Consider the following 26,989-nt stretch of genomic DNA (forward strand, 5'->3'; position numbering starts at 1 on the left):
TCGTGGACGTAGGGTTGGGCTTGCTTGATCGGCTCACCCGGGAGGTTCCATGTCGTCCGCCGGCCGCGTCGAGGTGCCCGACGAACTGGTGCCGCTGCTCGGCGACAAACCGCATCTCAACGTGTTCGGGCCGACGAAGCCGTGGGTGCCGCCCGAGGGCTGGCTCGAGGACACCCGGCGGCGGCTGATCGCGATCGCCGAACGCGAGGAGCTGGCGGGCCACCCCATCGTGGTGGACAGGGAGCTCTACCGAGAAGGGGTCCCTGTCGCGGTGAAGGAGATCAACATCATGACCGAGCAGATGCTCGGAGCGTCCACCGAGAAGTCGGGTTCGCTGCAGAACCTCGGTCCGCTGTTCGTCACCGAGCACCGGCGCGAGCCCACTCCGGTGTACTTCAGCGGCACGCAGATGAACCGGTACGTGCCGATCGTGCCGGGCGAAGCGTTCCGGGATTCCGACAGCCCGCAGCGGCGTGACGCCGTCCTCGCCTATTACCGGGACCTGCTCGACGTACTCGCCGAGTTCCCGCCGTTCGCGGTGCGGGCGGGCGCGCTCGCCGACGCGCACCGGAGGATCATCGGCGATCCCGAGCTCCTCGACCTGCACCGGACACGGTCGGTCACCGAGCTGGCCGAGGTGTGGCGCACCCGCGTGCTCACCGACGCCGACCGGACCGCGCTGCCGGATTTCTTCGGCGCCGCCGAGCACCTGTCGTGGACGCTGACCGGGTTGCGGGCGGTGCACGAACGCCTGCTCGCCACCGCGGGCCCCGAAGGCGCCCCGTTCCTCGATCTGCTCGCGGCGTTGGTGCTCAGGCTCGGCCTGGACTCGCCACCCGCCACCATCGCCACCTCCGATCTCGGGGTGGACGGGGTGGCGGAGATCCGGCGGAGCATGAGCGCGTTGCGCGCCGGGTTCGACGGGCAGGCGTGGCGCCAGAAGCTGCGGGACTGGCTCGAACGCGCGATCGTCGCGGGGGAGGCCGAAACCGCCCGCGTCTGGGCGGGGTTGTTCTGGCTCTGCGCGACCACTTTCAACGGGCTGCCGCACCTGCCCAAGATCCCCGACAACAGCATCACCGTCGCGCCCGGCTACCTGTCGAGCCTGCGGATGCTGTGCCAGCCGCGCCGCACCGTGGTCAACCCGCTCGTCACCCGGCTGGCCACAATGGACACCCCGGGCACCGCGGCCGCGCCGCTCGCACCGTCGCGAATGGACGGTTCGGCGAAGCACGAGGACACCGGCGAGTTCGGGCCGGAGCTGGCGGAACTGGTCGGGCTCGGTGCGATCAAGCCGAGGGTGGCGCGCATCCACGCCGAGGCCAAGATCGAAGCCCTGCGCCGGGAATCGGGCCTGCCCCCGGTCCGCACCCGGCGGCACATGGTGTTCGCGGGCAACCCCGGTACCGCCAAGACCACCGTGGCCAAGCTCATCGGGCGCATCTACGCCGCGTACGGCGTGCTCGCCTCCGGCGAGGTGTCCGAAGTGAGCAGGGTCGAGCTGTTCAACGGCGTCAAGGTGACCGCAGCGGCGGCCAAGGCCGCTGGCGGCATCCTGATGCTGGAGATCGGCCACGACAACGCGACCAGCGAAGGCTCGCGCGAAGCGGTCGCGACGCTGATCAGGACGATGGACGAGCGCGACGATCTCGTGGTCGTGGCGACCGGGCATCCCCGTGCCGTCGCGGAGTTCCTGACCGTCCACCCCGGACTCGCGCCCCGGTTCCCGACCACGCTGAACTTCGTCGACTACGGCGACGACGAGCTGGTCGAGTTGTTCGCGCTGATGGCGCGCCGGGCCGGGTTCGCGCTCGGCGACGGCGTGCTGGACCGGGTGCGCAAACTGGTGACGCGCATGCCGCGCACGGCCGGGTTCGGCAACGCGTGGGTCATCCGGAACCTGCTCGAGGAATCCGCGTCGCACCAGGCCATGCGAATTTCCGGCACCGGGACGCCGACGCCGGAGCAGCTGCGGGATCTCCGCGACACCGACATCGCGGTGCCGCTGTCGATCGTCCTCGCGCCGGGCCACGACGGCGACCCGATGGCCGAGCTCGAAGCGCTCGTCGGGCTGCGGGAGGTCAAGAAGCAGGTCCAGCTGCTCGTGGCCGAGGCGCGTGCCGAAACGGTGCGGGTCAAGGCCGGGTTGTCCGCTGGCGAGCGGTCGAGGCACATGGTGTTCATCGGCAATCCCGGCACCGCCAAGACCACGGTGGCCCGGTTGATCGCCAGGGTGTACGCGGATCTCGGTCTGCTCGGCTCGGGGCAACTGGTGGAGGTGTCCCGGGGCGATCTCGTCGGCCAGTACGTCGGCCAGACCGCGCCGAGGGTGAAGGCCGCCGTGGAACAGGCGCTGGGTGGCGTGCTGTTCATCGACGAGGCGTATTCGCTGACCTACTCCGACTATTCGGGCGACTTCGGGCACGAGGCGCTTTCCACGCTGCTCAAGCTGATGGAGGACCACCGCGACGACCTGGTGGTGATCGCCGCGGGCTACGAGCGGGAAATGCGCGACTTCCTCGCCAAGAACAGCGGGCTGGTGTCCCGGTTCCCGACCGTGCTGGAGTTCCCCGACTACTCGGGCGCTGAACTGGTGGAGATCTTCGAGGCGGCGGCCACGACCGCGGGCTACTTGCTCGGCGAAGGCGTGACGGACTGGGTCGACATGCTGCTCGCCGACGTCGACCGGGGGCCGTCGTTCGGCAACGGCAGGACCGTCCGCAACCTGCTCGAAGCCACCGTCGCCAACCAGGCCGCGCGGATCGTCGAACTGACCGACGCCGCACCGGAGGTGATCCGCGAACTGCGCGTCGCCGACCTCCCACGGCGGCTCTAGGCGTTCCCGCTGCGTTCGAGACGGACGCAGCAGTGGCCTGGCGCCGGAGCGAGCGCGGCGCGCACGCCTCGCGCGCCGATGCCGTCAAGGACGCCTTCGAGCAGGCTCAGGGTCATTCCGCACACGAGTTCGGCGTGGGACTGCGCCAGCCGGTGGAACGGGCAGTTGCCCAGTACGACGTCGCCGTCCTCGGCGCGCGGCTCGAAGCCGTACTCCTCCAGTACGCACCGGACGGCTTCGGCGCCGCGGGCGGTGCGCAGCGCGGCCTCGCCAAGCTGGTGGCCGAGCGCGCCGGCCTGCTCGGCCAGCACCGATTTCGGTGCCCGCCCCGACTCGTCCGCCGTTTCGAGCGCCGAGGCCAGCAGGTGCGCGGCGAGGTCGTAGTGGCGGTCCGGCAGCGACACCGTCACCTGGCGGGACGAGCGCCGGTAGAGCTTGGCCGGACGCCCCGCGCCGGGCCCGCTGCGGCCGGTGCGGCGCTCGTAGGTGACTTCGAGCAGGCACTCCCCGACCAGCTTGTCGAGGTGGAACGCCACCGTCGGCCGCGGCACACCGGTCGCCGCGGCCACCTCGTCGCGCCCGACCGGCGCCGCCTGCCGCGCCACGTAGTCGTAGAGCCGCCTGCGCGTGGGTTCGCCGAGCGCCGCCACCGCCGAGACGGCCGGGGGTTCTGTCATGCCTGCCACTCTAAAACAAACTTTGGTTGACGAAAACCGCGCGCGACTTCTAGGGTCGGCTCAGCTTTTTCGCGCACCCGAACGTGAGGACCCGCCCCGATGAGTGTCGAGAACCTGGAAGAAGCCGCCGCACCGGTACGGCACCTCGGCGTGGTCCACGACCGGGGCGCGGTCGACCTGCCCGCCGCGCGGCGAGCCGTGGCCGATCTCCTGGTCGCACTCGGCAAGGACCCGTCGTCCGAGCACCTCGCCGACACCCCGCGCCGGGTCGCGAACTCCTACGCGGAACTGCTCACCCCGCGCGAGTTCCAGCTGACCACCTTCCCCAACGACGAGGCCTACGACGAACTGGTGGTGGCGAAGAGCATCCCCGTCCAGTCGCTGTGCGAGCACCACCTGCTGCCGTTCCACGGTGTCGCGCACGTCGGCTACCTGCCCGGCGAACGCATCCTGGGACTGTCGAAGCTCGCCAGGGTCGTCGAACTGTTCGCGCGCGACCTCCAGGTCCAGGAACGCCTGACCAAGCAGGTCGCCGACTGGCTGCAAGAACACCTCGCACCCCGGGGCGTCGGCGTCGTGATCGAAGCCGAGCACATGTGCATGTCGCTGCGCGGCGTGCAGGCCGCCGGTGCGCGCACGGTCACCTCCGCCCTGCACGGCCTGCTGCGCGAAGACCGCGGCACCCGGCAGGAGTTCTTCGCCGTCAGCGGAATCAGCGCCTCCTGACCCACTGTCCACTATAGACAGATGCATTTCGCCTGACGCCCCGAAAGGTGCTCCTGCAGAGATTTCTCGCCTGCCCTGAAAGTGGTTTCAGGGCACCCAGCGCCCCGAAAGCCACTTTCGGGGCACTTCCGGCAACGCTGTGACTTCCGGCAACGCTGTGACTCCGGGGCCTGCAGCAACGCGGACTCCGGAGGGTCAGCGCAATCGGTGGTGCAGGGCTTGCATCCGCTCGTCGAGTTGTGCCGCGATCCTCGCGGTCGACGCGAGTTCGTCGGCGAAATCCGCCGGGACCTGATCGTCGTACTTGTAGAAGAGCTTGTGCTCCAGGGTCGCCCAGAAGTCCATCGCGATGGTGCGGAGCTGGACCTCGACCTTGACGTGCTCGACCTTCGACGACAGGAACACCGGGATGCGCACGATCAGGTGCAGGCTCCGGTACCCGTTCGCCTTCGGCTCGGCGATGTAGTCCTTGCTCAGGAGCAGTTCCACGTCGTGCTGGCCGCTCAGCATTTCCGCGACCCGGTACACGTCGGAGACGAACGGGCAGATCACCCGCACCCCGGCGATGTCGTCGAGGTGCTCGGCGATCGTGTCGAGGCTCACGTCGGCACCGCCGACGTCGAAACCCTTGCGCCGCATCTTCGCGGTGATCGCCTCCGGCCGCTTGACCCGGCTGGTGACGTGCTCGATCGGGTCGTGCCGGTGCACGAAGTCGAATTCCTCGCTGAGGATGCGCAGCTTTGTGAGCAGTTCTTCGACGGCGAACTTGTACACCAGCAGGAACCGGGACAGCTGGCGGTACAGCTCGATCACGGGCTCGTCCAGCCGCTGGCCGATCACCTCGGCAGGCGCGCCGCGCACCACCACGTCGGCCCGCGAGTTCTCGTTCATCGCCTGTTTTCCATCGCCCCACGGACAGTTCCTCTACGAAGAGAACGAGGGTAGCAACGCCGGAGTTCCCCGCCGTCCCGGTGTCCACTTTGGTCTCACGGCGCGAGATCGACTCAGCTTCCGCTCAGCGAACCCTGCCTATCCTCGCCCCATGGCCGCCCCTCCTGCCCCGCGCGGACGAGCGGCGCGCACGGCGATGACCGCCTGGCTGTCCAGGCCGCTGGCTTCGTTCCACCTGCTGCTCGCGCTCTGCGGGCTGCTCACCGTGCTCGGCGTGATCATGGTGCTGTCCGCGTCCGCGGTGTCCTCCTACGACGCGCAGACCGGGTCCGGGGTGTACGCGCAGTTCCAGAAGCACCTGATGTTCGTGGCGATCGGCGCGGTGGCGTGCTGGGTCGGCCTGCGGGTGCCGCTGCGCCGGATCAGGCGGCTTTCGCCGTCGCTGATGCTGGTGTGCCTCGCCGCGCTGGTGCTGGTGCTCACCCCGCTGGGCGCGAGCGCGGACGGCGCGCAGCGGTGGTTTTCCCTCGGCCCGTTCTCGGTGCAGCCGGTCGAGCTGGCCAAGGTCGCGCTCACCCTGTGGGGCGCGCACATCCTCGTGCTCAAGGCCGACGTGCTGCACCACTGGCGGCACCTGCTGGTCCCGGTCGTGCCGGTGGCGCTCGTGCTGGTCGCGCTCGTGATGGCCCAGCCCAACCTCAGCGGCACGATCACGCTCGGCGTGGTCGTGCTGGCGCTGCTGTGGTTCGCCGGCGCCCCGAAACGGCTGTTCGTGGTGCTCTTCCTCGCCGGTGGCGCCGGTGTGCTGACGCTGGCGCTGACCGCGGAGTACCGGCTCGCGCGCGTGCTGTCCTTCCTCTCCCCCGACCCCGACGGCGCGGGCAGTTCCTACCAGGCGACGCAGGCGCAGTACGCGCTCGCCGACGGGGGCCTGTTCGGCGTCGGCCTCGGGTCGGGGCAGTCGAAGTGGCAGTACCTGCCCAACGTGCACAACGACTTCATCTTCGCGCTCATCGGCGAGGAGCTCGGCTTCGTCGGCTGCGTCGTCGTGCTCGCCCTGTTCGGCGGGCTGGCGGTCGTCGGCCTCCGCATCGCCACCCGGAACACCGACCCGTGGATCCGGATGGTCGCGGGCACCTCGACGGTGTTCCTCACCGTCCAGGCCGCGATCAACGTCGGCTACGTCGTCGGCCTGCTGCCGGTGACCGGCGTGACGCTGCCGCTGGTCTCCTACGGCGGGACTTCGCTGGTGGTCACCATGCTGCTGGTCGGAATCCTCGCGAACGCCGCGCGCCACGAACCCGACGCCGTCGGCGCGCTGCGCTCGACCGGCCCCGGCAGGCTCGGCCGCCTGCTCCGGCTGCCCGCGCCGGAGCCGTACCGCCCGAGGGCCCGCCGGACGGTGCTAACCGGCCGACGCCGCGATCGACGCCAGCAGGAGGTCCAAGGTCGCGGAGAACGGCGTTTCCGGTAGCTGCGCGACGAGTTCGCCCGCGGTGTCCGCGATCGCCGGGTACTCGCGGGCAGGCAGCTTCTGGTACACCTCGCGCCAGGTCGCCTCCTCGCCGGGGTCGCCGATCGACACCGCGGAGTCCAGCGCGGCGAAGGCGAGCACGGTGCTGATCAGGCAGTGGTAGTGGCGCACCGCGGTGGCCCGGTCGAACCCCGCGCCGCGCAGGATGCCGAGGATCAGCTCCACCGCCGCCACCTCGTGCCGCCGCCCGGTCACTCGCGACGTGACGAGCAGTGCCGCTCGCGGATGCGCCCGGTTCGCCCGGTACACCCGTTCCGCGATCGCGCGCAGATCGGCCAGCCAGTCCCCGCTCGGTGCGAACCCGGCGAAGGTCCGGCCGATCAGCTCGTCGGCGACCGCGAGCACGAGCTGGTGCTTGTCCGCGAAGTAGCCGTAGACGGCGGTGGCGTCCGCGCCGAGCGCCGCGCCGAGGCGCCGCATCGACAGCCCTTCGGTCCCGTGCAGCTCGATCAGCCGCACCGCGGTGTCCACGATCAGCTCTTCGGAAAGCACCTGGCCACCGCGGGTGGGACGGCGGCGGGTCCGGTGCCTCGGCACTCGGGTCACGGCGGGAGAGCTTATATCAACACCATTGACGCAGTGTGCGCCTGCCGATTTCCTTGGCCCCGTCGGACAATCTCGAAAGGACGGCGGCATGAAGCACTTCCGGGCAGGACCCTTGCTGGTCGCGCTGGGACTCGCGCTGGCGGCGTGCGGCACGAACACGCCCCCGGACCCTGGCGAGGCGGCCAAGGCCGAGGAAACCGCGAACGCCCTGCCCCGCGACGCCTTCTACGACACGCCGCCCGACACCGCGGCCGCGGGCACCCCGCTCCGTGCCGAACCCTTCACCCGATGGCAGCTTCCCGCAGGCGCGTCCGGCACCCGCCTGGTCTACGATTCCCGCTCCGCGCAAGGAAAACCCGTGGCCGCCTCCGCCGCCGTGCTCACGCCGGCCGGGCCGCCGCCGCCGGGTGGCTGGCCCGTCGTCGCGTGGGCGCACGGCACCAGCGGCGTGGCCGCGCGGTGCGCGCCGTCGCTGATGAAGGACCTGTACTACCCCGACGTCATCCCGGAATGGCTCAACCGGGGTTATGCCGTGGTGGCCGCGGACTACTCCGGGCTCGGTGCCGGGAACGGCCACGAGTACCTGACCCTCACCGCGAACGCGGCCGACGTCCGGTACGCGGTCGCCGCGGCACGCCGGGCCGTTCCCGGGCTCGGCGAGCGCTGGGTCGCGGTCGGGCACTCCCAGGGCGGGCAAACCGCGTGGGGCGTGGCGCGCCAGGAGGCCGCCGCGCCGACCGGCGGCTTCCTCGGCGCGGTGGCGCTGGCGCCGGTGACCCCGTACGACCAGCTTCAGTCCACAGTGGCCGACCACAAAGGACAGGGCCAGTACCTCGCCTACGTGGCGAGCTCGATCGCCTTGCAGTACCCGGGTTTCCGCCCAGCCGACATGCTCACCGAGGCCGGGATGCGGGACTACGACCGGTACCTGCACGACGGGTGCTGGAGCTACGGGCGCGCCATCGGCGGCGACGGCACCCCGCGGCGGCTGCTGCGGCCCGGCTGGCCGGAGCGGGCCGCGGTGAAGGAGTTCCTCGCGCGCAACCGCTACACGTCCGAGCCGCTGGCGGGACCGCTCTTCGTCGCCGCGGGGACCGCGGACGAAGACGTCGCCGCGCCGACCGTCGAAGCGGTGGCCGCCGAGCAGTGCGGACGGCACACCCCGGTGTCCTACCACCGGTACCCCGGTGACCACAGCGGGATCGTCTCCGAGTCCATGGCCGATCAGGCCCGGTGGGTTCACGACCGGTTCGCCGGCGCGCCCGCGCCCAGCACCTGCGGCACGCCGTGACCTCCTCAGGGCAGCGGGTCGGTCCGCAGCAGGCCGTACACCACGTCGTCGCGCCATTCGCCGTCGCGCCAGATGGCTCCGCGCGTCACGCCCTCGCGGAGGAAACCGGCCTTCTCCAGCGCTTTCTGCTCGGCCGCGTTGGCGATCTCGGTGCTGGCCTCGACGCGGTGCGCGGTCGTGTGCGCGAACAGGTAGCGCGCGAGGAGGCGGTGCGCGCGCGTGCCGTGGCCCCTGCCCCGCGCGGCGGGAAGCAGCGCGATCCCGAGGTTCCAGCAGGAGGACCGCGGCCCGGAAACCCGCCGCCACCACGAAACGAACCCGAGCCGCTCCTCGCCGGCGACCACGAGCAACATGCCTTGGTTCTCGCCGAGCATCCGGTTCTCCGCCCACCGCTGCCGGAACCGCCCGAGGTCCCACCAGCCGAACCACGAGTACTCCCCCGCGGCCGCCCTGTCCTCGGTGAGGCTCTCCAGCATGTCGAGATCGTCTTCGCGCACCGGCCGCAACGCCGTTTCCTCATCCATTCCGCGATGATGCCCGATTCGGACGGGATGCGCACCGTCCATTGTGGAGTATCAGCCGAACGCGGTGGCGGTGGTGTGGCCGACGAACAGTTCCGCGGCAGCCCACGGCACCACGGCCATCGCGCTGCCCAGGGTGAATCTTCGGTGCGGCATGGCTGCCGAACCCGCGACCCTCGGCATGATCGTGCGCACGCCTGCGACGCATCGGCCCGCCATCACCGCCGGGAGGCCGTAGCGGGCGACAGCCGTTTCGAGCCGTTCCCATCTCGCCTCGCCGAACCGGCGGCCGACGCCCGTCTCCCGCAACCGCGGCCCCCAGCGCCTGCCCTCCAGATAGGCGAGCTGATCCCCGAGCACGGCCGCCGCCGCCACGTCGGCCATCGCCAGCCACAGGTTCACCACTCCGCGCTGCGCGAGAAACCCCAGAAGAAGCAAAGTGGACAAAGTCGGGAACACGATACCGGGGAGCAAAGCGGTTTCGCTCACCACGATCACCGCGGCGACCAGGTAGACCAGCGGGGCGGGCAGCTCACTGACCCAGTGCAGCAGGGCGTTCACCGCGTGCTCCGATCACGGCACCGGCGACCGGCAGCGCGGCGCGGTAAGCGAAGGCGGGCGGCAGGTTCGGCCAGACCAGCGCGCTGCGTTCGAGCACCGCGAAGCTCGCGCGCAACGACGCGAGGAACCGGCGCGCGGGCGGGGTCCACGCCGTGTGCGCGTAGGCGAAGGTGGTGAACCGCCCTTCCGGGTGCAGGATCCTGGTGGCCTGGCCGAGGATCCGGCGCTGCAGGCGCTCGGGCATGGCGGTCCAGGGCAGCCCGGACACCACCGCGTCGACGGGGCCGTCGACGTGCTCGGCGAGTGCTTCCGCGGAACCTTCGACGACGGTGACGGGAAGGTGCGCGTACCGGGCGCGCAGCTCGGCGGCGAGCCTCGGGTTGATCTCGACCGCGACGAGGCGGGCTCCGCGCGCCAGCCTGCTCAGCACGGCGCCGGTGAACACCCCCGTGCCCGGCCCGAGTTCGACGACGGTGCGGGCGCGTTCCAACCCGATCCCGGTGGTCATGGTCTCGGCCAGCCGCGGCGAACTCGCGGCGACCGCACCGGTGCGCATGGGATGGCGGAGGAACTCATTGATGATCGGCATGCCAAGACGCTAAAAGCCACCGGGTCGACCCGCATCAGTCATCCCGACCGGTCTCCTCCTCCCGGGGGACGACCCACCCCCTCCCGCAGGACGACGCGAGCCGACTGGTAGTGGGCCTACGGTCGGGGCGTGCGCCGACTCGTCCTGTGGTCCCGCGCCCACGCGTGGGTCGCGGATCTGCCGCTGTACGCGGTTTTCGCCGTGCTGGCACCGGCACCGAGCTCGCTGGTGCCGTATCCGGTGCTGCTCGTCCCGTACCTCTTCCTGCTGCCGCTGCCCTTCCGGCGGAAGCATCCGAAGAGCGCGGCGGTACTGGTGCTGTGCGGCGTCGCCGCAGGGTACCTCACCGAGGTCTGGGCCCACGACCGCGGCCGCGGCGAGCTGGCGGCGGCGATCGCGCTGTGCACCGTGGTCCGGCTCGGACACCGGCGGTTCGCCGCGCTGACCGCGTGCGGCATCTTCGCGCTGGAGACATTTTGGACACTGCGCTGGGGTGTCGGGCTGCTCGGCTACACCGCGTTCCTCACCTCGGTGCCGGTGCAGGTCGCGGCGTGGACGCTGGGCGAGTACGGGCGCGCCAAGGAAACCCTGGCAGGCGAACAGGAACGCGGTGCCGCGCTCGCGGAGTCCGAACGGGACGCGCTCGCCAGGGCGGCCGCCGCCGAAGAGCGCACGCGCATCGCCCGCGAGTTGCACGACGTGCTCGCCCACAGCGTGAGCGTGATCGTGGTCAACGCCGAGGGCGCCAAACTGATGCGGCACCACGACCCCGGCACCGTCGGACGCACGCTCGACACGATCAGCCGCACCGGCCGCGACGCGCTCGGCGAGCTGCGCAGGCTGCTCGAAGTGCTGCACGCGAGCGAGCCCGCGCGCCGTCCACAACCGACGGTCGCGGAGCTGGAAGGCCTGGTGACCAAGGTCAACGCGGGCGGACGGGCGGTCGCGCTGGAGGTCGAGGGCGATCCCGGCGCCCTGCCGGAAAGCGCCGGGGTGCAGGCCTACCGGATCGTCCAAGAAGGACTGACCAACCTGCTGCGGCACGCGCCGTCCGACGCGACCGGTCGGGTCGTCGTGCGCTGCTCACCCGGGCTCGTCCTGATCGAGGTGACCAACTCCGGCGGGAGCGCCCCGCCCGCGCCGCGGCTGCCCTCGGGCGGGCGAGGTCTTGCCGGGATGCGGCAACGGGTCGAGCTGTTCCACGGGGCGCTGGACGCGGGCCCGACGGCGGACGGCGGCTACCGCGTCCGCGCGAGCCTCGTCCTCGACCGGGCGGCGGCGTGATGGCGGGCGTGCTGATCTGCGACGACCAGGAACTGGTGCGGTTCGGCATGCGGATGATCGTGGCGAGCCAACCCGATCTGACCGTCGTGGGCGAATGCGCCGACGGCGCGGAGGCGGTCGAGGCGGCCGGGCGGCTACGGCCCGAGGTGGTCCTGATGGACGTGCGGATGCCGGTGCTCGACGGGGTCGCCGCGACCGCGAAGATCTGCGCGGCGCACCCGGAAGCGCGCGTGCTGGTGATCACCACCTTCGATCTCGACGAATACGCCTACGCCGCGCTTCGCGCCGGTGCCAGCGGGTTCCTAGTGAAGGACGCGCCTGCCGACGAGATACTGGTCGCGATCCGCGGCGTGCTGCGCGGCGACGCGATGGTCTCCCCCTCGGTCACCCGCCGCCTGCTCGACCGCTACCTCACCGGCGACGGCCACGCGGACCGCGCGAAGCTCGGTGCGCTCACCGAACGGGAGACCGAGGTGCTCGGCCTGCTCGGCAAGGGACTCGCGAACTCCGAGATCGCCGCCTCGCTGTTCATCGGGGAGACCACCGTGAAGACCCACGTCGGCCGCATCCTGACCAAACTGGACCTGCGGGACCGGGTGCACGCCGTGGTGTTCGCCTACGAAAGCGGGCTCGTGCGGCCGGGCTCCGCTTAGGACAGTCCACAAACGACACTCACAGCCTGCCGACCACCTTGTCCGGGTGGACCCGCACCGTCACGATCGGCACCGCGCCGTAGCGGGCCGCCGCCTCCTTGTTGTGGTCGCGATAGGACTTCCCGGTGTACTTCACCGCGAGGCGGTCGCGCAGTTCTTCGGTGCCTTCGGTCCCCAGTGTCGCGGTGCCGTGGATCGCCGCGTACGTGTACGGCGCGTCGGACGGGCTGACCAGCACGCTGACCCGGGGGTCACGGCGGAGGTTGCGCTCCTTGCGGCTGCCCTCGGCCACGAAGAACAGCACGTCGTCGCCGTCGCGGTCCACCCATACCACGGACTGGTGCGGCCTGCCGTCCGGCTGGAGCGTGGCGACCGTGCCGAACACCGGGGAGTCGAGCACCCGCCGCAGCCGCGCCGGTGACACCCCCGGTTCCGCGGTGGCCACCCCGCCCAGCAGCCGGGTGGTTTCGGCGAACAGGCGCGCCGCCGCGTCCTCGTCGAACTCCGGTCCCCGCACGTCGAGTTCGCGACCGGAAGCGAGGGCGGTCAACGGTTTTCCCGGCGGCTCGGCCAGCACGCCGAGGATCGGCCCGATCGCCTCCCCGACCGGTTTCGCGTGTGCGCGCATCGCTTCGATCGCCGCGGCGGTCGCGGTGTCGTACTCCCCCGAGAAAGCCGTGTTCACGACGCCGGGGTGGACCAGCACGTAGCGCACCTTCGGCGCCGTCCGCCGCCGCGCGAACTCGATCCCGAGCAGGTCGTTGAGCTGACCGCCCTGTGCGAGCACGCGCGAGGCGTCGAAGCGGGGCTCGGTGCCCAAGCCGTCCCAGCGGATCGCGCCGGTCCCGCTGCCGGGACCGGCGACGTTGACGATCACCGGCCGCTCCGCCGCGCCGAGGAGGTCGAGCATTTCGTAGCTCAGCACGAACCGGCTCAGGTAGTACAGGGCGAAGGTGTGCTCGAACCCTTCGGCGGTGAGCGCCCGGGTCGAGCGGTAGTGGCGCGCGCACAGCACGAGCGCGTCGACGTGTGCGAACTCCGCGCGGATCTCGTCGATCGCCCTCCTGGTCTCGGAAACGAGGCTCAGATCGGCGAGGACGAAACGCGCGCGTTCCGCGGCTCCGAGCGCGCCCGCGGCGGCGAGGACGGCATTGCCCTTCGCCCGGTCGCGCCCGATCACCACGACGCGGTCACCGCGGGCGAGCCGGTCGAGCGCCAGCGCCTTCCCGATGCCGTCCGTCCCGCCCGTCACCACGAACGTCTTATCTAGACTCATGAGTTCAATCTAATGAACTAGAGCGCCTCGCGCAACGACACCCGGTACAGCCATCCATCCACTTCGGACGAAGCGGGCTGTCCCCCATACCACGATCGCCGCCGGAACCCTTGGCGGACAAGGGTTCCGGCGGCGATCGAGAAGCGCTCGGTCAGCCGACCTGGAGGTCGATGCAGGAGTAGAAGGCGTTACCGGTGTCGGCGATGTTCCAGATGGCGAGCACCTTCTGGTGCCCGGTGTGCCCGCCGAGGTTCACGTCGTGCGTGACCGTGGCAGGCGGCTGCTGGTTGTTGCCGCTGATGTCGGCGATCTTCTCGCCGCCGATGTAGTACTCGTAGTTCGTGGTGCGGTGGCGCGCGGTGAAGGTCCAGGTGAACTTCGCCGTGGTGCCGGTGGGAGTGGCCTTCCAGCCCTTGCTGTCGTCGTTGAGCTCGGCGAACTGGGCGAGACCGCCGTTGCAGCTGCGCAGGCCCTTCGGCCCCTCGACGCTCTGCGGCTCGTACTTGATCTCACCGCACGGCACGACGCCCTGCGCGCACTGCGCCTGCCTGCTGGCCGGCGAGTTGACATAACCGTGCGCACTGGCGATACCGGTCGGGCCGACCAGGACGATGACGGGGGCTGCTGCCGCACCGATAAGCGCCGCGACGAGCTTTCGGTTCGTTTTCATACCAGCTCCTCAATAGCAAGGTTCCCGCGTCCGGGCACACCGGCTCAGCGGCGCTCGGCCGCGGCGGGAAGTGAGGTTCGGGTGAGGTGGGGATTGTGGTCTAGACCATAGCGCGCACATCCGAGGATGGTCAAGAGATCGCAAAGTGTGCGGCCGGTTTGGTGACCTCCCGACGAAAGTCGTTCGTCGCCCCGATTTCCGGTGCCGACCTGGTATTACGCCGGACCGGACTGGCACAGCGCCAGAAGCAGCCCTTGCGGGACCACCGAAGGTGCTTTCGGGCAACTCGACTGCCCGAAAGTTCCCCGCGACACCGGAAACTAGAGTCTCCGAAGGTGGCCTTCGGGGCACAAACGCGAAAACACGGGGAGGACGCGCATGAAGATCCTGGTCACCGGTGCCACCGGGAACATCGGCAGGAAGGTCGTGGACCACCTGCTCGCACTGGGCGCGCGGGACGTCCGCGCGCTGACGAACGACCCCGGCAAGGCCGCGCTCCCCGAAGGGGTCGAAGTGGCCGAGGGGTACCTTCGCCGGACCGGCACGCTGCCCGCGGCGTTCGAGGGCGTGGACCGGATGTACCTCGCCCCGACACCGGACACGGTCGCCGAGGTGCTGGCGCTGGCGCGCACCGCCGGAGTCCGGCACGTGGTGGACCTTTCCGGTGAGCCGGAGAGCTGGTGGGGCGGGGTCACCGCCGCGGTCGAGGCGAGCGGGCTCGCGTGGACGCACCTGTGGCCGGGCGATTTCATGGAGAACACGACGATCTGGGCGAAGCAGATCTCCGAAACCGGTGCTGTGCGGGAGCCCTACCCGCACGCCACGAGCGCGCCGATCGCGATGACCGATATCGCGGCGGTGGCGGCGACGGCACTGACCGCGCCGATCGAGGAGCACGCGGGCAGGGCGCACTCGCTCGCCGGGCCGGAAGCGCTCAGCCGCACCGAACAGCTCCGCCTGCTCGGCGACGCGCTCGGCCGCGAAATCCCGTTCGTGCGGGTGAGCACCGAGGAAGCCGTCGAAGCGCTCGCGCCGAGCATGGGCGAGGACGCCCGCTGGTACGTGGGCAAGGTGCTGGCCCTGTTCGCCGAGACACCCGGGGCCGCCTCCACCGCGGTCGAAGACCTCACCGGCCGCCCCGCGACGACCTTCGCGCAGTGGGCGGCCGCGCACACCGGGGACTTCACCGGCTGAGACCGGACAGCCGCCCGTACCCCAAGCACGGGCGGCTGTCCTTTTCGGACTCCCCTGGTCAGTGGAAGGCGCCGCCGCCGAAGCGCCGGACGGCCTGGTACACCACGTCCGACGCGGCGAAGCACGGCTGCCGGAGCGGGTTGAAGTGCGAGTACTTGCCGCAGCGGTCGTCCATGTCGTTGTGCAGCTTCTTGTCGATCGCCGTGCGCAGTGCCGACCGGTCCGCCCAGTCGGTCCCCTTGCCGACCGGGATCCGGCGGTTGTTGCGGTAGCCGAAGTCGTGCCGGACGCACTGGTCGGTGAACCAGGCGTCGACGATCTGCTTCCCGCTGTACGGGCCGATCTTGATCTCCTTCGGGACCGAGCACTTGTCGGTGTTCCAGTTGTAGGGCCCCGGCTTGCCCTCGCGGACCTTGAGGAAGTCGCTGAGGCTGTACTTGAACATCAGATCCTTGGCGCTCGGCACGCCTGCGGCCGAAGCCGGTGCGGCGACGGAGCTCACCACGGCCGCCGCGGTGCACACCACGACGGCGGCACGACGTGCGATCGAGTTCTTCATGCGGGATCGTCCTCTGGTCGGTTCTCCGGTGCGCCGGGCACCCGTGCGCCATTGTGACATTCACACGTCATGTGTCACAAGTGACGATAGCGGTCACGCCGCCGGTTGCCCAGCGGCGTGACCGGATCAGGTGAGCTTCAGCGGCGGACCTTCTCCGACGACCGCGCACGTCCCTTGACGGCGAGGCAGCACAGTGCCACCACAAGCACGGCCGCCACCACCAGCACGGCGGCCGAGACGAGCAACGTCGCCCGCATCGCCGTCACGTACCCCGCCGCGAACGCTTCGTGGCCGAGCCGCTCGAAAAGGGCCGCGCCGGGCCCCGGCGGCGCCGACGGCGGACTGAACCGGCCTCCACCCTCCACTGTGGACTCCACGAACGCGGGGCGCAGCGGCGCGGGCAGCAGCCCCGCCCGCGCCGTCGCCTCCTCGCGGAGCGCGGAGGTCAGTCCGGTGGACAGGACCGCGCCCAGTACCGCGGTGCCGAGCACCCCGCCGATCTGCCGGGTGGTGCCCGCGACCCCGGACGCGGCGCCGGCGAGCCTCGGTTCGACCCCGGCCATGGTGACCTGCTGCAGCGGCGCGAAGGTCGCGCCGCTGGCGATGCCGATCACCAGCAGCGCGGGCATGAGCTGTCCCGCACCGGAATCCGCGCGCGCCGTCATGACGAGGAGGACGAGTCCGACGGCGAGCGCGCCCAGTCCGGCCATCAGAACGACCTTGCCGCCGACCCGGTCGGACAGCCTGCCCGCGAAGGCCGAGCCGACGGCGGTGAGCACGGCGTTCGGCAGCAGGATCAGCCCGGTCTGCAACGCCGAGTACCCCAGCGCGGTCTGCAGGTACAGCACGAGCACCAGTCCGATGCCGATCATGCCGAGCTGGAAGAGGAATCCGATCCCGTTGCCTGCCGGGAAGCCGCGCTCCGCGGTGAACAGCTCCACCGGTACCAGCGGCTCACCGCGCTGAACGCGTTGCCACCCAACGAAAGCGACCAGAAGCAGCACACCGGCGACGAGGACGGAGGGGATGCTGATCGGCCCGATGATCGTCCCCCAGTCGTAGCGCGCGCCTTCGATGAGCCCGAAGACGATGCCGCTCAACCCCGCGGTCACGAGCAGCACGCCCGGGATGTCGATCCGGTGCGGGCGCCCCGGCTTCAGATCGGGGACGAACAGCACGGCCAGTACGAGCACGAGCACCCCGACCGGCAGGTTGACGAAGAAGATCCAGCGCCAGCCGAGGTGCTCCAGGATGAGCCCGCCCGCGATCGGGCCGAGCACGGGCGCGAACCCCACGATCGCCCCGAAAACGCCGAACGCGCGCCCGCGTTGTGACGGCGGGAAGATCGTCAGTATCGACGAGATCACCTGCGGGAACAGGATCGCGCCGCCGAGCCCCTGCAGGACGCGCGCGCCGAGGAGTTCCCCCGGCGAACCGGCGAGACCACAAAGGACGGACGCGGCGGTGAAAACGGCAACCCCGGCCACGAACAGGCGCTTGTAGCCGAAGAGGTCACCGAGCCTGCCCGTCGGGATCAGCAGTACCGAGAAGACGAGCAGGTAGGCGTCGACGACCCACAGGACCTGGTCGTACGAAGCGCGGATGCCGTCGATGAGGGACGGGATCGCGATGTTCACGATGGTCCCGTCCAGCAACGACATGAAGAAACCGAGGCACAGGATGCCGAGGACGAACCACGGCTGTCTCGGGGTGGATGCCGACACGGCCGTTACCTCCATGCGGAGTCGACACCGGTCGATGGCCTCGGCACGCGCGAAGGCCACCACCGGTTCCGGATCGGGGGAAACAGGGTGGTCGCGCGAAAACGCGGGAATCACCGGGGAAAGGCGCGCCTTCGGGTACCGAAGACGGCATCGCCCGCCGCGGAGTCACAGCCATCGCAGTAAACCTCGTCCGGATGCGTGTGACTTCCCACCTTCGCCGTGCCATCGGACACGGGAAGCTGATTGGCGAGGTCGATGCCCCTGGTGAGATGTCTTGGCGAACCTTAGCAAACGAAGGATTCGGCCCGGTTACTCGGGATCGGCGGCGGGCAACCCGACTTCGACCCGCAGACCGCCTCCGCTGACGGGTGTCGCCGAGACCGTTCCGCCGTGTGCCGTGGCGATCGAACTGACGATGGACAGCCCGAGGCCGACGCCGTCGCGGTGGTTCGTGCGATCCGCGGTGAGGCGGCGGAACGGCTGGAACAGCGCCGCGACCGACTCGGCTGGCACCCGCTGACCGGAGTTGCGCACCACGAGGGCGGGCTCGTCGGCCACCACCACCTCGACCCAGCCGCCCGGCTCGTTGTACTTGATCGCGTTGAGCACCAGGTTGCCGATCAGCCGTTCCAGCAGCACCGGGTCCCCCGGCACGGTCCGCGCGGTCAGGTCGCGGCGCAGGGTCAGGTCGTGCTCGGCGAGCCGGTCGGCGTGCGCGGTCAGCACCGAACCGGCCAGCTCGTCCACGCGCACCGGCACGGTGCCGGGCAGGCCGCGGTCGGCCTCGGCGAGCACCAGCAGGCCCTCGATCAACCGCTCGTTGCGCTCGTTGACGGCGAGCAGCTGCGCGGCCAGCCGGGTGATCTCGGTGTCCTTGCCGTCGCCGGTGACCACCGCGACCTCGAGCAGCGTCCGCTGCACCGCCAGCGGGGTGCGCAGCTCGTGCGAGGCGTTCGCGGCGAACCGGCGCTGCCCGTCGAAGGCGAGCGCCACCCGGTCCATCATCCCGTTGACCGCGACCGCGAGCGCCCGCAACTGCCCTTCCAAGCCGCCCAAGGGAATCCGCTGCCCGAGGTTCTGCGGGCCGAGCCGGTGGATGGTCCCGGTGAGATCGGGCAGCGGCCGCAGCACCCACCGCCGCACCAGCCGCCGCGCCCACAGCAGCAGCGCGGCCAGCGCGATCAGTCCCGCCAGCCGCAGGAACACCGGCAGGGTGACGTGGGTGCAGCTGATCCCCCTCGGGCAGAAGTCCCGGTAGACGAACGTGCCGAGCACCGCGCCCAGTGCCTGGACCGTGGGCCAGGCGAGTGCCAGTCCGCACACCACGCCGCCGAGGACTGCCAGCTCGACGCGGCCCTGCAGCGAAGCGCGGGACGTCCTCAGGTACCGAGACGGTAGCCAGCGCCTGCCACGGTGAAGATCACCGCCGGCTCGCCGAGCTTGCGCCGCAACGTCATCACCGTCACCCGCACCGTGTTCGTGAACGGATCGGCGTGTTCGTCCCATGCCTTCTCCAGCAGTTCTTCCGTGCTGACGACCCGGCCGTCGGCCCGCATCAGCACTTCGAGGACGGCGAACTCCTTCGGCGACAACGCCAACGGCCTGCCGTCACGCGAAGCGAACCGCTTCGGCGGATCGAGCCGCACGCCCGCGCGGTCGAGCGTGGGCGGCAGCGCGGGACGCGCGCGCCTGGCGAGCGCGTGCACCCTGGCGACCAGTTCGGCGAAGGCGAACGGTTTGGTCAGGTAGTCGTCCGCGCCGAGGCCGAGCCCGTCCACCCGGTCCCGGATGCCCGCCGCGGCGGTGAGCATGATGACCCTGGTTTCCCCGCCGTCGGCGACGACCTTCCGGCACACCTCGTCGCCGTGCACCAGCGGCAGATCGCGGTCGAGGACCACCACGTCGTACCGGTGCACCGCGACGCGTTCGAGCGCGGCGTCGCCGTCGTAGCAGACGTCCACCGCCATGCCGAGGTGCCGCAGCCCTTCGGCGACGGTGTCGGCAAGCAGCCGCTCGTCCTCGGCCACCAGAATCCGCATCAGGCTCCTGTTCTGTTCCGGCCCATTGTCGTCACCGGCCCGATAAAGGCCGGATAAAAGCCGACCTTAACGGCCGGTGACCGCGTGCTCCGTAGACAGGCCGCATGCTTTCGGCGGAAAAGAACACCGTGGCCGGGGTGGCCGGATCGACGCTGATCGCCCTCGGCGCGTTCGGCGCGGGCGCGACGCTGCGACACGATCCCGTGCTGTCCGGGACGGTGCTCGACGCGGGGCGCTACGGGCACGGGAGAACGATCGCCACCGCGGTCGTCTACCTCGGCCTCGCGCTGCTGCTGGTGGCTTGGGTCCGGTTAGGACAGTCCACTCGCGACGGCCGCGACGGCGCGCGCGAAGTGGCGCGAGCGGTCTGGGCGTGGTCCGCGCCGCTGCTGCTGGCCCCGCCGCTGCTCAGCACCGACCTGTACCACTACCTCGCGCAGGGCTTGGTCGCGTCCGAGGGGCACGATCCCTACACGACCGTCCCCGCCGAGCTTTCCGGACCGATCGTCGACAACGCCGGAGGCCAGTGGCAGGCCGTGCCGTCGCCGTACGGCCCGTTGTTCATCCTGCTCATGAAGGGCGTGGTGGCCGCGACCGGCTCTCCCCTCCCCGCGGCGCTGCTGGCGAGGCTGGTGCTCGTCACCGGGCTGGCGTTGCTGTGCCGCGCGCTGCCCGCCCTGTGCCGCCACCTCGGCGCACGACCGGAACGCGCGCTGTGGATCGGGGCGGCGAACCCGCTGGTGCTGCTCCACCTGATGTCCGGCGCGCACAACGACCTGCTGATGATCGGCCTGCTCGCGGCGGGGACGGCGCTCGTGCTCGACCGCGCTCCGGTGCGGGGTTTCGCGCTGGTGGCGCTGGCCGCGGCGGTGAAGGCGACCGCGGCGGTGGCGCTGCCGTTCCTGGTCTGGGTGTGGGCGGCGCACCTGGCGCGGCACGGAAAGCCGCGGTGGCGCGGATTCACCCGCGCCACCGCGGCCGGACTGTCCACTGTGGTCGTCGTGTTCGGATTGTGCACCGTGCTCGCCGGTGTTGATCTCGGCTGGATCCGCACGATGGGCGGCAACGCGGTCCTCGACCCGCTGCTGTCCGTGCCGACCGCGCTCGGCAGGCTCACCGGACTGTTCGTCGACATCGGACTCACGGGATTCCGCCTGGCGGGCTGGATCGCGCTCGGCGGGATCGTCGCGTGGCTGTGGTGGCGTGCCCGCGCCGGTGGCGCCGTGGCGGTCCGGTGCGCGGCGGCGGCGCTGCTGGCCACCGCGCTGCTCACCCCCGTTTCCCTCCCCTGGTACCTCACCTGGCCGTTGGCGCTCGGCGCGGCGATCCCTTGGCGGCCTTCCCTCGTGGCGGTCGCGGCGGCGTTCTCGGCGTGGCTGGTGCTGAGTTCGTACCTGGACGGGAAAACCCCGCTGCCGCCGTGGGGGTTCGGCGTGATGGCGGTAGTTTCCGCCTCGATCGGCTTGCTGGTCCGGGGGAACGCGGTGAAGGGCTACGCCGCGAGGAAGTTCGCGACGGTTTCGGTGAACTCGGCCGGGGAGTCCAGCCACGGGAAGTGCCCGCCTCCCGCCTGCGTGACGATGCGGGCGGCGGGGAACAGCCCGGCGAGTTCCGCGAGCGCGCACGGCGGACCGGACAGGTCGAGCTCCCCGGCGAGCACCAGCACCGGCACCGCGACCGAAGGCAGCGCCGCACGCGTGGTCGCCGGTGAGTAGGAGGCCGTGTAGACGGCGGCCGCCTCGTCGTTGCGCCGCTGGGAGGCGTGGTGCCGTCGCGCCGCCTCGTCCCAGCGGCCGTAGGTGAACGGCGCGAGTGCTTCCCAGTCGGAATCGGTGGCGTTGCCCGCGATGACCGTCTCGAAGGCGTCCGAAACCTGCCGGTGCCACGGCTCCCCCGCGCGGCGCCGGATGATCGCGCGGCGGGCGTCGCCGTCGGGGAAGATCCCCGCGCCGAGCGTGCTCGGCGCGACCAGCACCAGCTTCCGGACGCGCCCGGGGTACCGGATCGCGTACAGCTCGGCGAGGTTCGCGCCCGCGCTGTGCGCGAGCACGTCGATCCGGTCGAGTCCGAGATGGACGCGCAGGGCCTCCACGTCGTCGGCGAGGCGCTCGCAGCGGTACGAGGTGGCGTCCTCCGGCGCCTGCGAGCGGCCGGTGCCCCGCAGGTCGAACCGGACCAACCGCACCCGGCGGGACAGGCCGCCGAGATCGCCAAGGTACGCCGACGCCTGCATCGGGCCGCCGGGGAGGCAGACCACCGGGTTCCCGTGCCCGACCACGTCGTAGCTGAGCTCCGTCCGGTCGAACGCGCGGAAGCCTGGCATCCGCGGATCCTGTCAGCAACGCGCTCACCAGGTCAATCACCCGCGGATCCACTGTGGAGGCGAGCCGTCGCGGATCCACATCGGACGATGCCGGTAACGGCCAGCGGGCGCGGTGGCCCCGGCGTTACGATTCTGGCCTCACGCGCGATCCGGGGAGCACCAGCATGACCAACCCGAACTGGCCGGGACAGCAAGGACACCAGGGTCCGCGGGGTCCCCAGTACCCGCAGCAGCAGTGGCAGCAGCCTCCGGGGCACCAGCAGTGGCCGCAGCAGCCCTACCCGTACCAGCAGCGGCCGCAGTTCCCGCCGAAGCCGCCCCGGCGGCGCGGCCCGATCATCGGCATCGCGGTGGCCGCCGTGGTCGTCATCGCGGCGACCACCGTGACGCTGGTGCTCACACTCGGCGGCGACAAGGACGGCGGCGGCCAGCAGGCCGCGGGGCCCGGCGAGGGCGGTTCGGAGTACACCGCCCCGGCCGACGGATCCGGGTACGACACGGCGGACTGGGACCAGCCGCTCCCGCTGCCGCTCGGCGAGAACCGCTGCGCGTGGCAGAAGGACGCGGTGCCCGAGATCGGCGCGCTCGGCGGCGGGGTCACCGATTTCAAGGACAACACCTCGGGCTGCCAGTTCCTGCTCGCCGACGGCAACACGATCGTCCAGGTGCGCGAAACCGGGCCGTACAACCGGATCAGCCAGGACACCAGCGTGCTCGAACCCGCGCAGTTCGCCGGTGTGCCCGGCCGCGTGTACGCGTTCACCTACGAAAAGCACACCGGGTGCAGCGCGCTGCTGGCGAGCCGGTCGGCCGCGGTGCCCGCGGTCGACATCTCGACCAAGGACAAGGGCGGCGACCAGAAGCAGCACTGCGAACTCGCGAAGAAGGCCATGGAGGTCGTCGCGAACAAGTACGTGCCGCTGGCGGGCGGCACCCCGGCGAGCGGCACCGTCCAGGAGGTACCGGCGAACGCGCTGCAAGGCAAGAACGCGTGCGATCTCGCCAAGGCGGGGGCCAGCTACATCGGCGTCGAATCGAAGTCCGCGCAGGAGGGCACCGACCCGCTCGGCAGCACCTGCAAGCTCGACGGCTCCGACACCACCGCGAGCGCGAAGCTGACCACCAGTACCGCGCTCGACGCCGTGCCGCCGGTGCCGGGGGCGAAGGCGACGAACGGCAAGCTCGGCACGTACCCGCTCCGCATGGAGCAGGAACCGGCCAAGTGCACGCTCAGCCTCGACCTCGGGGGCGGCAAGGTGTTCCAGCTCGCCATGGGCCCGAAGGACGGCCAGCCGGTGAACATCACCTGCCAGGCCGGCCGCGTCGCGCTGGCCAACGGCCTGGTGAACCTGCTCCAGGAGGCGTCCTACCAGTAGCGGCCGACCGTCCACTGAGGACGGTCAACCGCGGTGGCTGTGCGCCGGGCCACATCCGGGAATGATCACGGGCGCCGCGCGCTACATCCCGGTACGGAGCCACCATCGCCCGCAGAGGAGAGACATGTCCGCCACCCCGACCGAGACGGCGCAGCCCGAGCTGGTGCCCGCACTCGACGACTTCGACTTCGAGCTCACCGACGGCGCCGCCTGCCGCATCGACGACCCGGACTGCGAAGCCTGCCAGTAGGACCGAGTCGTGCGAGCTTGCCGCGGCAAGCTCGCACGGCCGCAGTCTCGCTCACCGACACACAGGCATCCGATGAATAGGTGAACAACCAGGTTATCGCGCGATCAGCACTCGACAAGCCCGTGTAAAGATCCTATGTTTCGCCTCATGTTGAGGAACTGGGGTGTGCTGCTCACCGCCGCCGCGCTGACCGTCGGGAGCGCGGCGCCCGCGCAGGGCAGCCCTGAGGGCCGGGGCGGCCAGGACGTGTACGTCGCGCCGTGGGGATCCGATCACGCGCCCGGCACCGCCTTCCGGCCCGTCCGCACCCCGCAGCGGGCGAGGGATCTGGTGCGCCAGCGCGCCGGGCACCTGCGCGCGGATCTGACCGTGCACCTCGCGCCGGGGGTGTTCCGGCTGTCCGAGCCGCTGACGCTGGACGCCCGCGATTCCGGCGGCAACGGCCACCGGATCATCTGGCAGGGCGGTGGTTCTTCCGGTTTCGGGGATTCCGAGCTGAACGGCGGCAAGCGGGTCACCGGCTGGCGCCCCGTCGACGGCAGGCCGGGCCTGTTCGCCGCGCCCGCCCCCGCCGGGCTCGACAACACCCGCCAGCTCTACGTCGACGGCGTCCGGGCGCAGCGGGCGCGCGGGCCGCTCCCGGTGAAGCTGACCGCGACGCCGACCGGGTACACCGCCGACGCGCCGACGCTCGCGAAGTGGCGCAACCCCAAGGACATCGAACTGGTCTACACCGCGGGGGAAGCGCTGTGGAACGTCCAGCGCTACGGCCTCGGGCAGTGGACCGAACCGCGCTGCCCGCTCGGCTCCGTCGACGGGACGACCGTGACGATGGCGCAGCCCTGCTGGGACAACTCGACGAAACGGGTGCTGTTCCCGGACATCCCCGGCCGCAGCGTCAACATGGTCGGCCCCGCCGATCTGACCAACGGCCGCCAGCCCGCCTACGCCGAGAACGCCTTCGAACTGCTGGACACCCCTGGCGAGTGGTACCTCGACCGGTCCTCCCGCACCGTCTACTACCTGCCGAAGCCCGGTGAGGACCCGCGCCACGCGGACGTCGAGGCGCCGGTGCTGGAGAAGCTGATCGACGCCCGCGATCTCCACGACGTCGCGTTCCGCGGTATCCGGTACTCCTACGCGACCTGGCTAGCACCGTCCACACCGGAAGGTTTCTCGGAGATCCAGGCCGGCTACACGATCACCGGCCCGACCGGCTACGCCACCCAGGGCCTGTGCCAGTTCGTGCCGAACGGCACCTGCCCGTACGCCTCGTGGACGCGGGAACCGGCGAACGTGACGGTGTCGCACGGGCAGCGGGTGGAGTTCAGCGACAGCGTGTTCACCCATCTCGGCGGTGCCGCGCTCGACCTGATCGACGGCACGAAGGACAGCAGCGTCACCGGGAACGTGGTCACCGACATCTCCGGGAACGGCGTGCAGATCGGCGGTGTCGACAAACCGCAAGCGGGCGACGCCGACATCACGCGCGACGTGAAGGTGACGAACAACCACCTCTACGGGCTGCCGCGCGAGTTCCACGGCGGGGTGCCGATCGTGAACGGCTACACGCAACGCAGCACCATTTCGCACAACCAGATCGACCACGTCGCGTACTCGGGGATCTCGCTCGGCTGGGGCGGCTGGCCGGACAAGATCAAGAAACCCGCGACCCCCAACATCTCGCGCGACAACCTCGTGTCGGACAACCTGATCCACGACTACATGCTGATGCTCGACGACGGCGGCGGGATCTACACCCAGGGCATCACCGGCAGCTCGTTCGGCGACGGCGAGAAGGTCACCGGCAACGTCATCCACGACCAGTGGGGCCTCGGCAAGGGCGTCTACACCGACAACGGCAACACCTACCAGACGAACCGCGGCAACGTCCTCTACCGGATCGCCTACGCGAACATCGGCACCGTGCACGTCGACTACCGCGACGATCTGCGCAACAACGATCCGACGCTGACCGAGGGAAACTACTGGGAGCAGGGCGATCCCGACCGCGACGACAAGGGCGCGATCACCCGCGGCAACCACCTGCTGGCCTCCCCCGGTGACGCGCCGAGGGAAATCGTGACCAACGCGGGTCTCGAACCGCGGTACCGCGACCTGCTGCGGCGTTCCGACGGCAGCAGGTCCACCGCGGAGGCGCCGTCGCGCGTCGGCACCTTCGCGGTGTCCGGAAAGCTTTACGCCACTTGGAATCCGTCGTACGCGTTCAACGGATCGCCGGTGACGTCCTATGTGGTCACCGCCTCCGGCGGCGGGCGCTCGGTGCGGGCGACGATCAGTGCCGCCGACTTCCAGCGCCTCGGGTACGCCGAAGTGCCGGGACTCACCGACGGCACCGCGTACACGGTGACCGTGGCCGCTCGCAACGGTTCCGGGGTCGGCACACCGTCCGCGGCGGCCGCGCCGGTGACACCCGGCCCGAGCGCGGGCAACCCCGCCGCGGCGCCGACCGGGGGCAAGGCCGTCGCGACCGCGGTGGCGGCCTCTGTGAAGTGGACGCCGCCGTCGAACACCGGGGACACCCCCGTGCTCGGCTACCGGATCACCGTCTCCGACGGCCGCGTGCTCATGGCGACCGGCCGCGACGCGCTCGTCTCCCAGCCGACGGCGAAGACGATGACCCGCGTGGTGGGCGGCCTGAAACCGGCCACGGCGTACACGTTCACCGTCGCGGCCGTGACCGCGAGGGGCGCCGGGGACGCGGTCACCTTCGGCACCACGACCCCGGCCACCTGATCGCGGCTAGCGGCGCCAAGTCACGTTCCGGGTCGGCTTGTCCTCGTAGGGGCTCTTCGAATACGCGAGCGAGACGATCGGATCGGTGGCGACGCCGAACATGAGGTCGCAGGTCTCGTACCGCGCGCCCTTGGCCGAGAAGTCCTTCGGCGCGAAGTCGTTGTCGGTGCAGCCGGGCACGTCGGTCTTGCTGCCGATGCCGAACACCGTGCCGGGGAAGCCGCCGCTCTTCGTGGTCGCCCACAGAGACGGCGCCTGGGCCTCCGCGAGATTCGCACCGTCCACATTGGTCAGTACTTTGTGGACGAAGAAGAAGGTCTTGCCGCGCAGCTGCTTCTTGTCCTCGTCTTTGAGCTTGAGGCTGTCGATGTCCGCGTCGGCCGCCTTCACCGCGTCGACGGTGACCGAGACTCCGAGCAGGCCCTTCGCGTAGTAGCTGTTGAACGGGATGACGGCCTGCTCGCCGAACTTGAGCTTGGTGCCCGGCTTGGTCGTGGCGTCGGAGAGCTCCAGCGCCGGGGTGGTGGTCAGGTACGGCTTCTCCGGGGTGGTGCTCACCGGGGCCGACGGCGGGGCGCTGGTCAGCGGCACCGTCGGCTTCTGCTGGCCGTTCGCGGACTCGGATTCGGCGTCGGCCGAGCACCCCGCGAGTGCGACGGCGAGCGCGGTCAGGACGAGGGCGGACTGGTGTCTTCGATGGCCGTTCATGGGA

General features: G+C 70.8%; 24 protein-coding genes and 1 pseudogene. 11 read left to right on the forward strand and 14 right to left on the reverse strand.

Translation table 11 applies throughout. From position 1 onward, the window contains the following. The first annotated feature begins 49 nt into the window (after positions 1 to 49). Complete coding sequence (locus HUW46_RS05435; RefSeq protein ID WP_215546231.1) at positions 50 to 2,836, forward strand: AAA family ATPase; 2,787 nt, start codon at positions 50 to 52, stop codon at positions 2,834 to 2,836. Here the strand turns inward: HUW46_RS05435 and HUW46_RS05440 are convergent. Next, a complete protein-coding gene (locus tag HUW46_RS05440; protein ID WP_215546232.1) occupies positions 2,833 to 3,513 on the reverse strand; it encodes a helix-turn-helix transcriptional regulator in 681 nt (226 codons plus the stop codon). The two genes, HUW46_RS05435 and HUW46_RS05440, sit on opposite strands and share 4 nt — an antisense overlap. A 99-nt stretch (positions 3,514 to 3,612) precedes the next feature. Here HUW46_RS05440 and folE point away from each other — a divergent pair, with 99 nt between their 5' ends. Next, positions 3,613 to 4,239, forward strand: coding sequence for a GTP cyclohydrolase I FolE (gene folE, locus HUW46_RS05445; protein WP_215546233.1), 627 nt, complete (start codon positions 3,613 to 3,615; stop codon positions 4,237 to 4,239). A gap of 195 nt (positions 4,240 to 4,434) precedes the next feature. Here folE and HUW46_RS05450 read toward each other — a convergent pair whose 3' ends face one another. Beyond that, the gene (locus tag HUW46_RS05450) at positions 4,435 to 5,130 is read right to left on the reverse strand and encodes a GTP pyrophosphokinase (protein WP_215546234.1); all 696 of its coding nucleotides are present in this window, start codon (positions 5,128 to 5,130) and stop codon (positions 4,435 to 4,437) included. Positions 5,131 to 5,281: 151 nt separating this feature from the next. Between HUW46_RS05450 and ftsW the strand changes: the two genes are divergently transcribed. Then, positions 5,282 to 6,604 (forward strand): putative lipid II flippase FtsW, encoded by a 1,323-nt coding sequence (gene ftsW / locus HUW46_RS05455; RefSeq protein WP_215546235.1) that lies wholly within the window; start codon positions 5,282 to 5,284, stop codon positions 6,602 to 6,604. Here ftsW and HUW46_RS05460 read toward each other — a convergent pair. Then, positions 6,536 to 7,210 carry a TetR/AcrR family transcriptional regulator gene (locus tag HUW46_RS05460; RefSeq protein ID WP_254125819.1) on the reverse strand — a complete coding sequence of 225 codons (675 nt, stop codon included), beginning with the start codon at positions 7,208 to 7,210 and terminating at the stop codon, positions 6,536 to 6,538. The two genes, ftsW and HUW46_RS05460, sit on opposite strands and share 69 nt — an antisense overlap. A gap of 88 nt (positions 7,211 to 7,298) precedes the next feature. On the opposite strand from HUW46_RS05460, the gene HUW46_RS05465 reads away from it, so the two are divergent. Beyond that, positions 7,299 to 8,501 carry a lipase family protein gene (locus tag HUW46_RS05465; protein ID WP_215546236.1) on the forward strand — a complete coding sequence of 401 codons (1,203 nt, stop codon included), beginning with the start codon at positions 7,299 to 7,301 and terminating at the stop codon, positions 8,499 to 8,501. A gap of 5 nt (positions 8,502 to 8,506) precedes the next feature. On the opposite strand, the gene HUW46_RS05470 is transcribed toward HUW46_RS05465, so the two are convergent. The 3 genes from HUW46_RS05470 to HUW46_RS05480 are packed head-to-tail and all read right to left on the reverse strand — an operon-like array spanning position 8,507 to position 10,172. Continuing rightward, positions 8,507 to 9,025 (reverse strand): GNAT family N-acetyltransferase, encoded by a 519-nt coding sequence (locus tag HUW46_RS05470; RefSeq protein ID WP_215546237.1) that lies wholly within the window; start codon positions 9,023 to 9,025, stop codon positions 8,507 to 8,509. Positions 9,026 to 9,076: 51 nt separating this feature from the next. Continuing rightward, complete coding sequence (locus tag HUW46_RS05475) at positions 9,077 to 9,583, reverse strand: DedA family protein (RefSeq protein ID WP_215546238.1); 507 nt, start codon at positions 9,581 to 9,583, stop codon at positions 9,077 to 9,079. After that, entirely contained in the window at positions 9,555 to 10,172 is a 618-nt protein-coding gene (locus tag HUW46_RS05480) for a class I SAM-dependent methyltransferase (protein WP_215546239.1), read from the reverse strand. Before HUW46_RS05480 ends, HUW46_RS05475 begins: the two co-directional genes overlap by 29 nt. Positions 10,173 to 10,301: 129 nt before the next feature. Between HUW46_RS05480 and HUW46_RS05485 the strand changes: the two genes are divergently transcribed. Further along, positions 10,302 to 11,456, forward strand: coding sequence for a sensor histidine kinase (locus HUW46_RS05485; protein WP_215546240.1), 1,155 nt, complete (start codon positions 10,302 to 10,304; stop codon positions 11,454 to 11,456). Next, positions 11,456 to 12,109 (forward strand): response regulator, encoded by a 654-nt coding sequence (locus HUW46_RS05490; protein ID WP_215546241.1) that lies wholly within the window; start codon positions 11,456 to 11,458, stop codon positions 12,107 to 12,109. The genes HUW46_RS05485 and HUW46_RS05490 overlap by 1 nt, the downstream gene beginning before the upstream one ends. A gap of 19 nt (positions 12,110 to 12,128) precedes the next feature. On the opposite strand, the gene HUW46_RS05495 is transcribed toward HUW46_RS05490, so the two are convergent. Further along, positions 12,129 to 13,385 (reverse strand): TIGR03618 family F420-dependent PPOX class oxidoreductase, encoded by a 1,257-nt coding sequence (locus HUW46_RS05495; protein WP_254125821.1) that lies wholly within the window; start codon positions 13,383 to 13,385, stop codon positions 12,129 to 12,131. A gap of 151 nt (positions 13,386 to 13,536) precedes the next feature. After that, positions 13,537 to 14,055 carry a lytic polysaccharide monooxygenase auxiliary activity family 9 protein gene (locus HUW46_RS05500; protein WP_215546242.1) on the reverse strand — a complete coding sequence of 173 codons (519 nt, stop codon included), beginning with the start codon at positions 14,053 to 14,055 and terminating at the stop codon, positions 13,537 to 13,539. Between the two features lie 378 nt (positions 14,056 to 14,433). On the opposite strand from HUW46_RS05500, the gene HUW46_RS05505 reads away from it, so the two are divergent. Continuing rightward, on the forward strand, positions 14,434 to 15,249 hold the full coding sequence (locus HUW46_RS05505) for an NAD(P)H-binding protein (protein ID WP_215546243.1): 816 nt from the start codon (positions 14,434 to 14,436) through the stop codon (positions 15,247 to 15,249). 58 nt (positions 15,250 to 15,307) lie between these two features. On the opposite strand, the gene HUW46_RS05510 is transcribed toward HUW46_RS05505, so the two are convergent. The 4 genes from HUW46_RS05510 to HUW46_RS05525 form a co-directional block, all read right to left on the reverse strand. Next, positions 15,308 to 15,808 carry a phospholipase A2 gene (locus HUW46_RS05510; RefSeq protein WP_215546244.1) on the reverse strand — a complete coding sequence of 167 codons (501 nt, stop codon included), beginning with the start codon at positions 15,806 to 15,808 and terminating at the stop codon, positions 15,308 to 15,310. A 137-nt stretch (positions 15,809 to 15,945) separates the two neighbouring features. After that, complete coding sequence (locus tag HUW46_RS05515) at positions 15,946 to 17,532, reverse strand: MFS transporter (RefSeq protein WP_215546245.1); 1,587 nt, start codon at positions 17,530 to 17,532, stop codon at positions 15,946 to 15,948. Between the two features lie 309 nt (positions 17,533 to 17,841). After that, positions 17,842 to 18,858 (reverse strand): sensor histidine kinase, encoded by a 1,017-nt coding sequence (locus HUW46_RS05520; RefSeq protein ID WP_254125823.1) that lies wholly within the window; start codon positions 18,856 to 18,858, stop codon positions 17,842 to 17,844. 53 nt (positions 18,859 to 18,911) lie between these two features. After that, positions 18,912 to 19,571, reverse strand: a complete 660-nt coding sequence (locus HUW46_RS05525; RefSeq protein ID WP_215546246.1) for a response regulator transcription factor — start codon at positions 19,569 to 19,571, stop codon at positions 18,912 to 18,914. A 104-nt stretch (positions 19,572 to 19,675) separates the two neighbouring features. Between HUW46_RS05525 and mptB the strand changes: the two are divergent. Further along, positions 19,676 to 20,947 (forward strand): annotated as a pseudogene (mptB, locus tag HUW46_RS05530) (polyprenol phosphomannose-dependent alpha 1,6 mannosyltransferase MptB); the annotation flags it as partial. A 116-nt stretch (positions 20,948 to 21,063) separates the two neighbouring features. Here mptB and HUW46_RS05535 read toward each other — a convergent pair. Next, positions 21,064 to 21,894, reverse strand: coding sequence for an alpha/beta fold hydrolase (locus HUW46_RS05535; RefSeq protein ID WP_215546247.1), 831 nt, complete (start codon positions 21,892 to 21,894; stop codon positions 21,064 to 21,066). A gap of 164 nt (positions 21,895 to 22,058) precedes the next feature. On the opposite strand from HUW46_RS05535, the gene HUW46_RS05540 reads away from it, so the two are divergent. From HUW46_RS05540 to HUW46_RS05545, 3 genes are all read left to right on the forward strand, one after another. After that, positions 22,059 to 23,270, forward strand: coding sequence for a hypothetical protein (locus HUW46_RS05540; RefSeq protein ID WP_215546248.1), 1,212 nt, complete (start codon positions 22,059 to 22,061; stop codon positions 23,268 to 23,270). Positions 23,271 to 23,394: 124 nt separating this feature from the next. Further along, positions 23,395 to 23,520: a hypothetical protein gene (locus HUW46_RS48755; protein ID WP_256451419.1), complete on the forward strand. Its 126-nt coding sequence runs from the start codon at positions 23,395 to 23,397 to the stop codon at positions 23,518 to 23,520. A gap of 147 nt (positions 23,521 to 23,667) precedes the next feature. Beyond that, a complete protein-coding gene (locus HUW46_RS05545; protein WP_254125825.1) occupies positions 23,668 to 26,277 on the forward strand; it encodes a fibronectin type III domain-containing protein in 2,610 nt (869 codons plus the stop codon). Positions 26,278 to 26,283: 6 nt separating this feature from the next. On the opposite strand, the gene HUW46_RS05550 is transcribed toward HUW46_RS05545, so the two are convergent. Next, positions 26,284 to 26,985, reverse strand: a complete 702-nt coding sequence (locus HUW46_RS05550) for a hypothetical protein (RefSeq protein ID WP_254125827.1) — start codon at positions 26,983 to 26,985, stop codon at positions 26,284 to 26,286. Positions 26,986 to 26,989: the final 4 nt, after the last annotated feature.

The organism is Amycolatopsis sp. CA-230715, assembly GCF_018736145.1.
GTDB lineage: Bacteria > Actinomycetota > Actinomycetes > Mycobacteriales > Pseudonocardiaceae > Amycolatopsis.

Bases quoted from the DNA above. Each gene is read 5' to 3' on its own strand.
- folE (WP_215546233.1), top strand. From the start codon at position 3,613: ATGAGTGTCGAGAACCTGGAAGAAGCCGCCGCACCGGTACGGCACCTC.
- HUW46_RS48755 (WP_256451419.1), top strand. From the start codon at position 23,395: ATGTCCGCCACCCCGACCGAGACGGCGCAGCCCGAGCTGGTGCCCGCA.
- ftsW (WP_215546235.1), top strand. From the start codon at position 5,282: ATGGCCGCCCCTCCTGCCCCGCGCGGACGAGCGGCGCGCACGGCGATG.
- HUW46_RS05470 (WP_215546237.1), bottom strand. From the start codon at position 9,025: ATGGATGAGGAAACGGCGTTGCGGCCGGTGCGCGAAGACGATCTCGAC.
- HUW46_RS05525 (WP_215546246.1), bottom strand. From the start codon at position 19,571: ATGCGGATTCTGGTGGCCGAGGACGAGCGGCTGCTTGCCGACACCGTC.
- HUW46_RS05435 (WP_215546231.1), top strand. From the start codon at position 50: ATGTCGTCCGCCGGCCGCGTCGAGGTGCCCGACGAACTGGTGCCGCTG.
- HUW46_RS05500 (WP_215546242.1), bottom strand. From the start codon at position 14,055: ATGAAAACGAACCGAAAGCTCGTCGCGGCGCTTATCGGTGCGGCAGCA.
- HUW46_RS05545 (WP_254125825.1), top strand. From the start codon at position 23,668: ATGTTGAGGAACTGGGGTGTGCTGCTCACCGCCGCCGCGCTGACCGTC.
- HUW46_RS05490 (WP_215546241.1), top strand. From the start codon at position 11,456: ATGGCGGGCGTGCTGATCTGCGACGACCAGGAACTGGTGCGGTTCGGC.
- HUW46_RS05495 (WP_254125821.1), bottom strand. From the start codon at position 13,385: ATGAGTCTAGATAAGACGTTCGTGGTGACGGGCGGGACGGACGGCATC.
- HUW46_RS05480 (WP_215546239.1), bottom strand. From the start codon at position 10,172: ATGCCGATCATCAATGAGTTCCTCCGCCATCCCATGCGCACCGGTGCG.
- HUW46_RS05465 (WP_215546236.1), top strand. From the start codon at position 7,299: ATGAAGCACTTCCGGGCAGGACCCTTGCTGGTCGCGCTGGGACTCGCG.
- HUW46_RS05505 (WP_215546243.1), top strand. From the start codon at position 14,434: ATGAAGATCCTGGTCACCGGTGCCACCGGGAACATCGGCAGGAAGGTC.
- HUW46_RS05550 (WP_254125827.1), bottom strand. From the start codon at position 26,985: ATGAACGGCCATCGAAGACACCAGTCCGCCCTCGTCCTGACCGCGCTC.
- HUW46_RS05440 (WP_215546232.1), bottom strand. From the start codon at position 3,513: ATGACAGAACCCCCGGCCGTCTCGGCGGTGGCGGCGCTCGGCGAACCC.
- HUW46_RS05540 (WP_215546248.1), top strand. From the start codon at position 22,059: ATGACCAACCCGAACTGGCCGGGACAGCAAGGACACCAGGGTCCGCGG.
- HUW46_RS05450 (WP_215546234.1), bottom strand. From the start codon at position 5,130: ATGAACGAGAACTCGCGGGCCGACGTGGTGGTGCGCGGCGCGCCTGCC.
- HUW46_RS05535 (WP_215546247.1), bottom strand. From the start codon at position 21,894: ATGCCAGGCTTCCGCGCGTTCGACCGGACGGAGCTCAGCTACGACGTG.
- HUW46_RS05510 (WP_215546244.1), bottom strand. From the start codon at position 15,808: ATGAAGAACTCGATCGCACGTCGTGCCGCCGTCGTGGTGTGCACCGCG.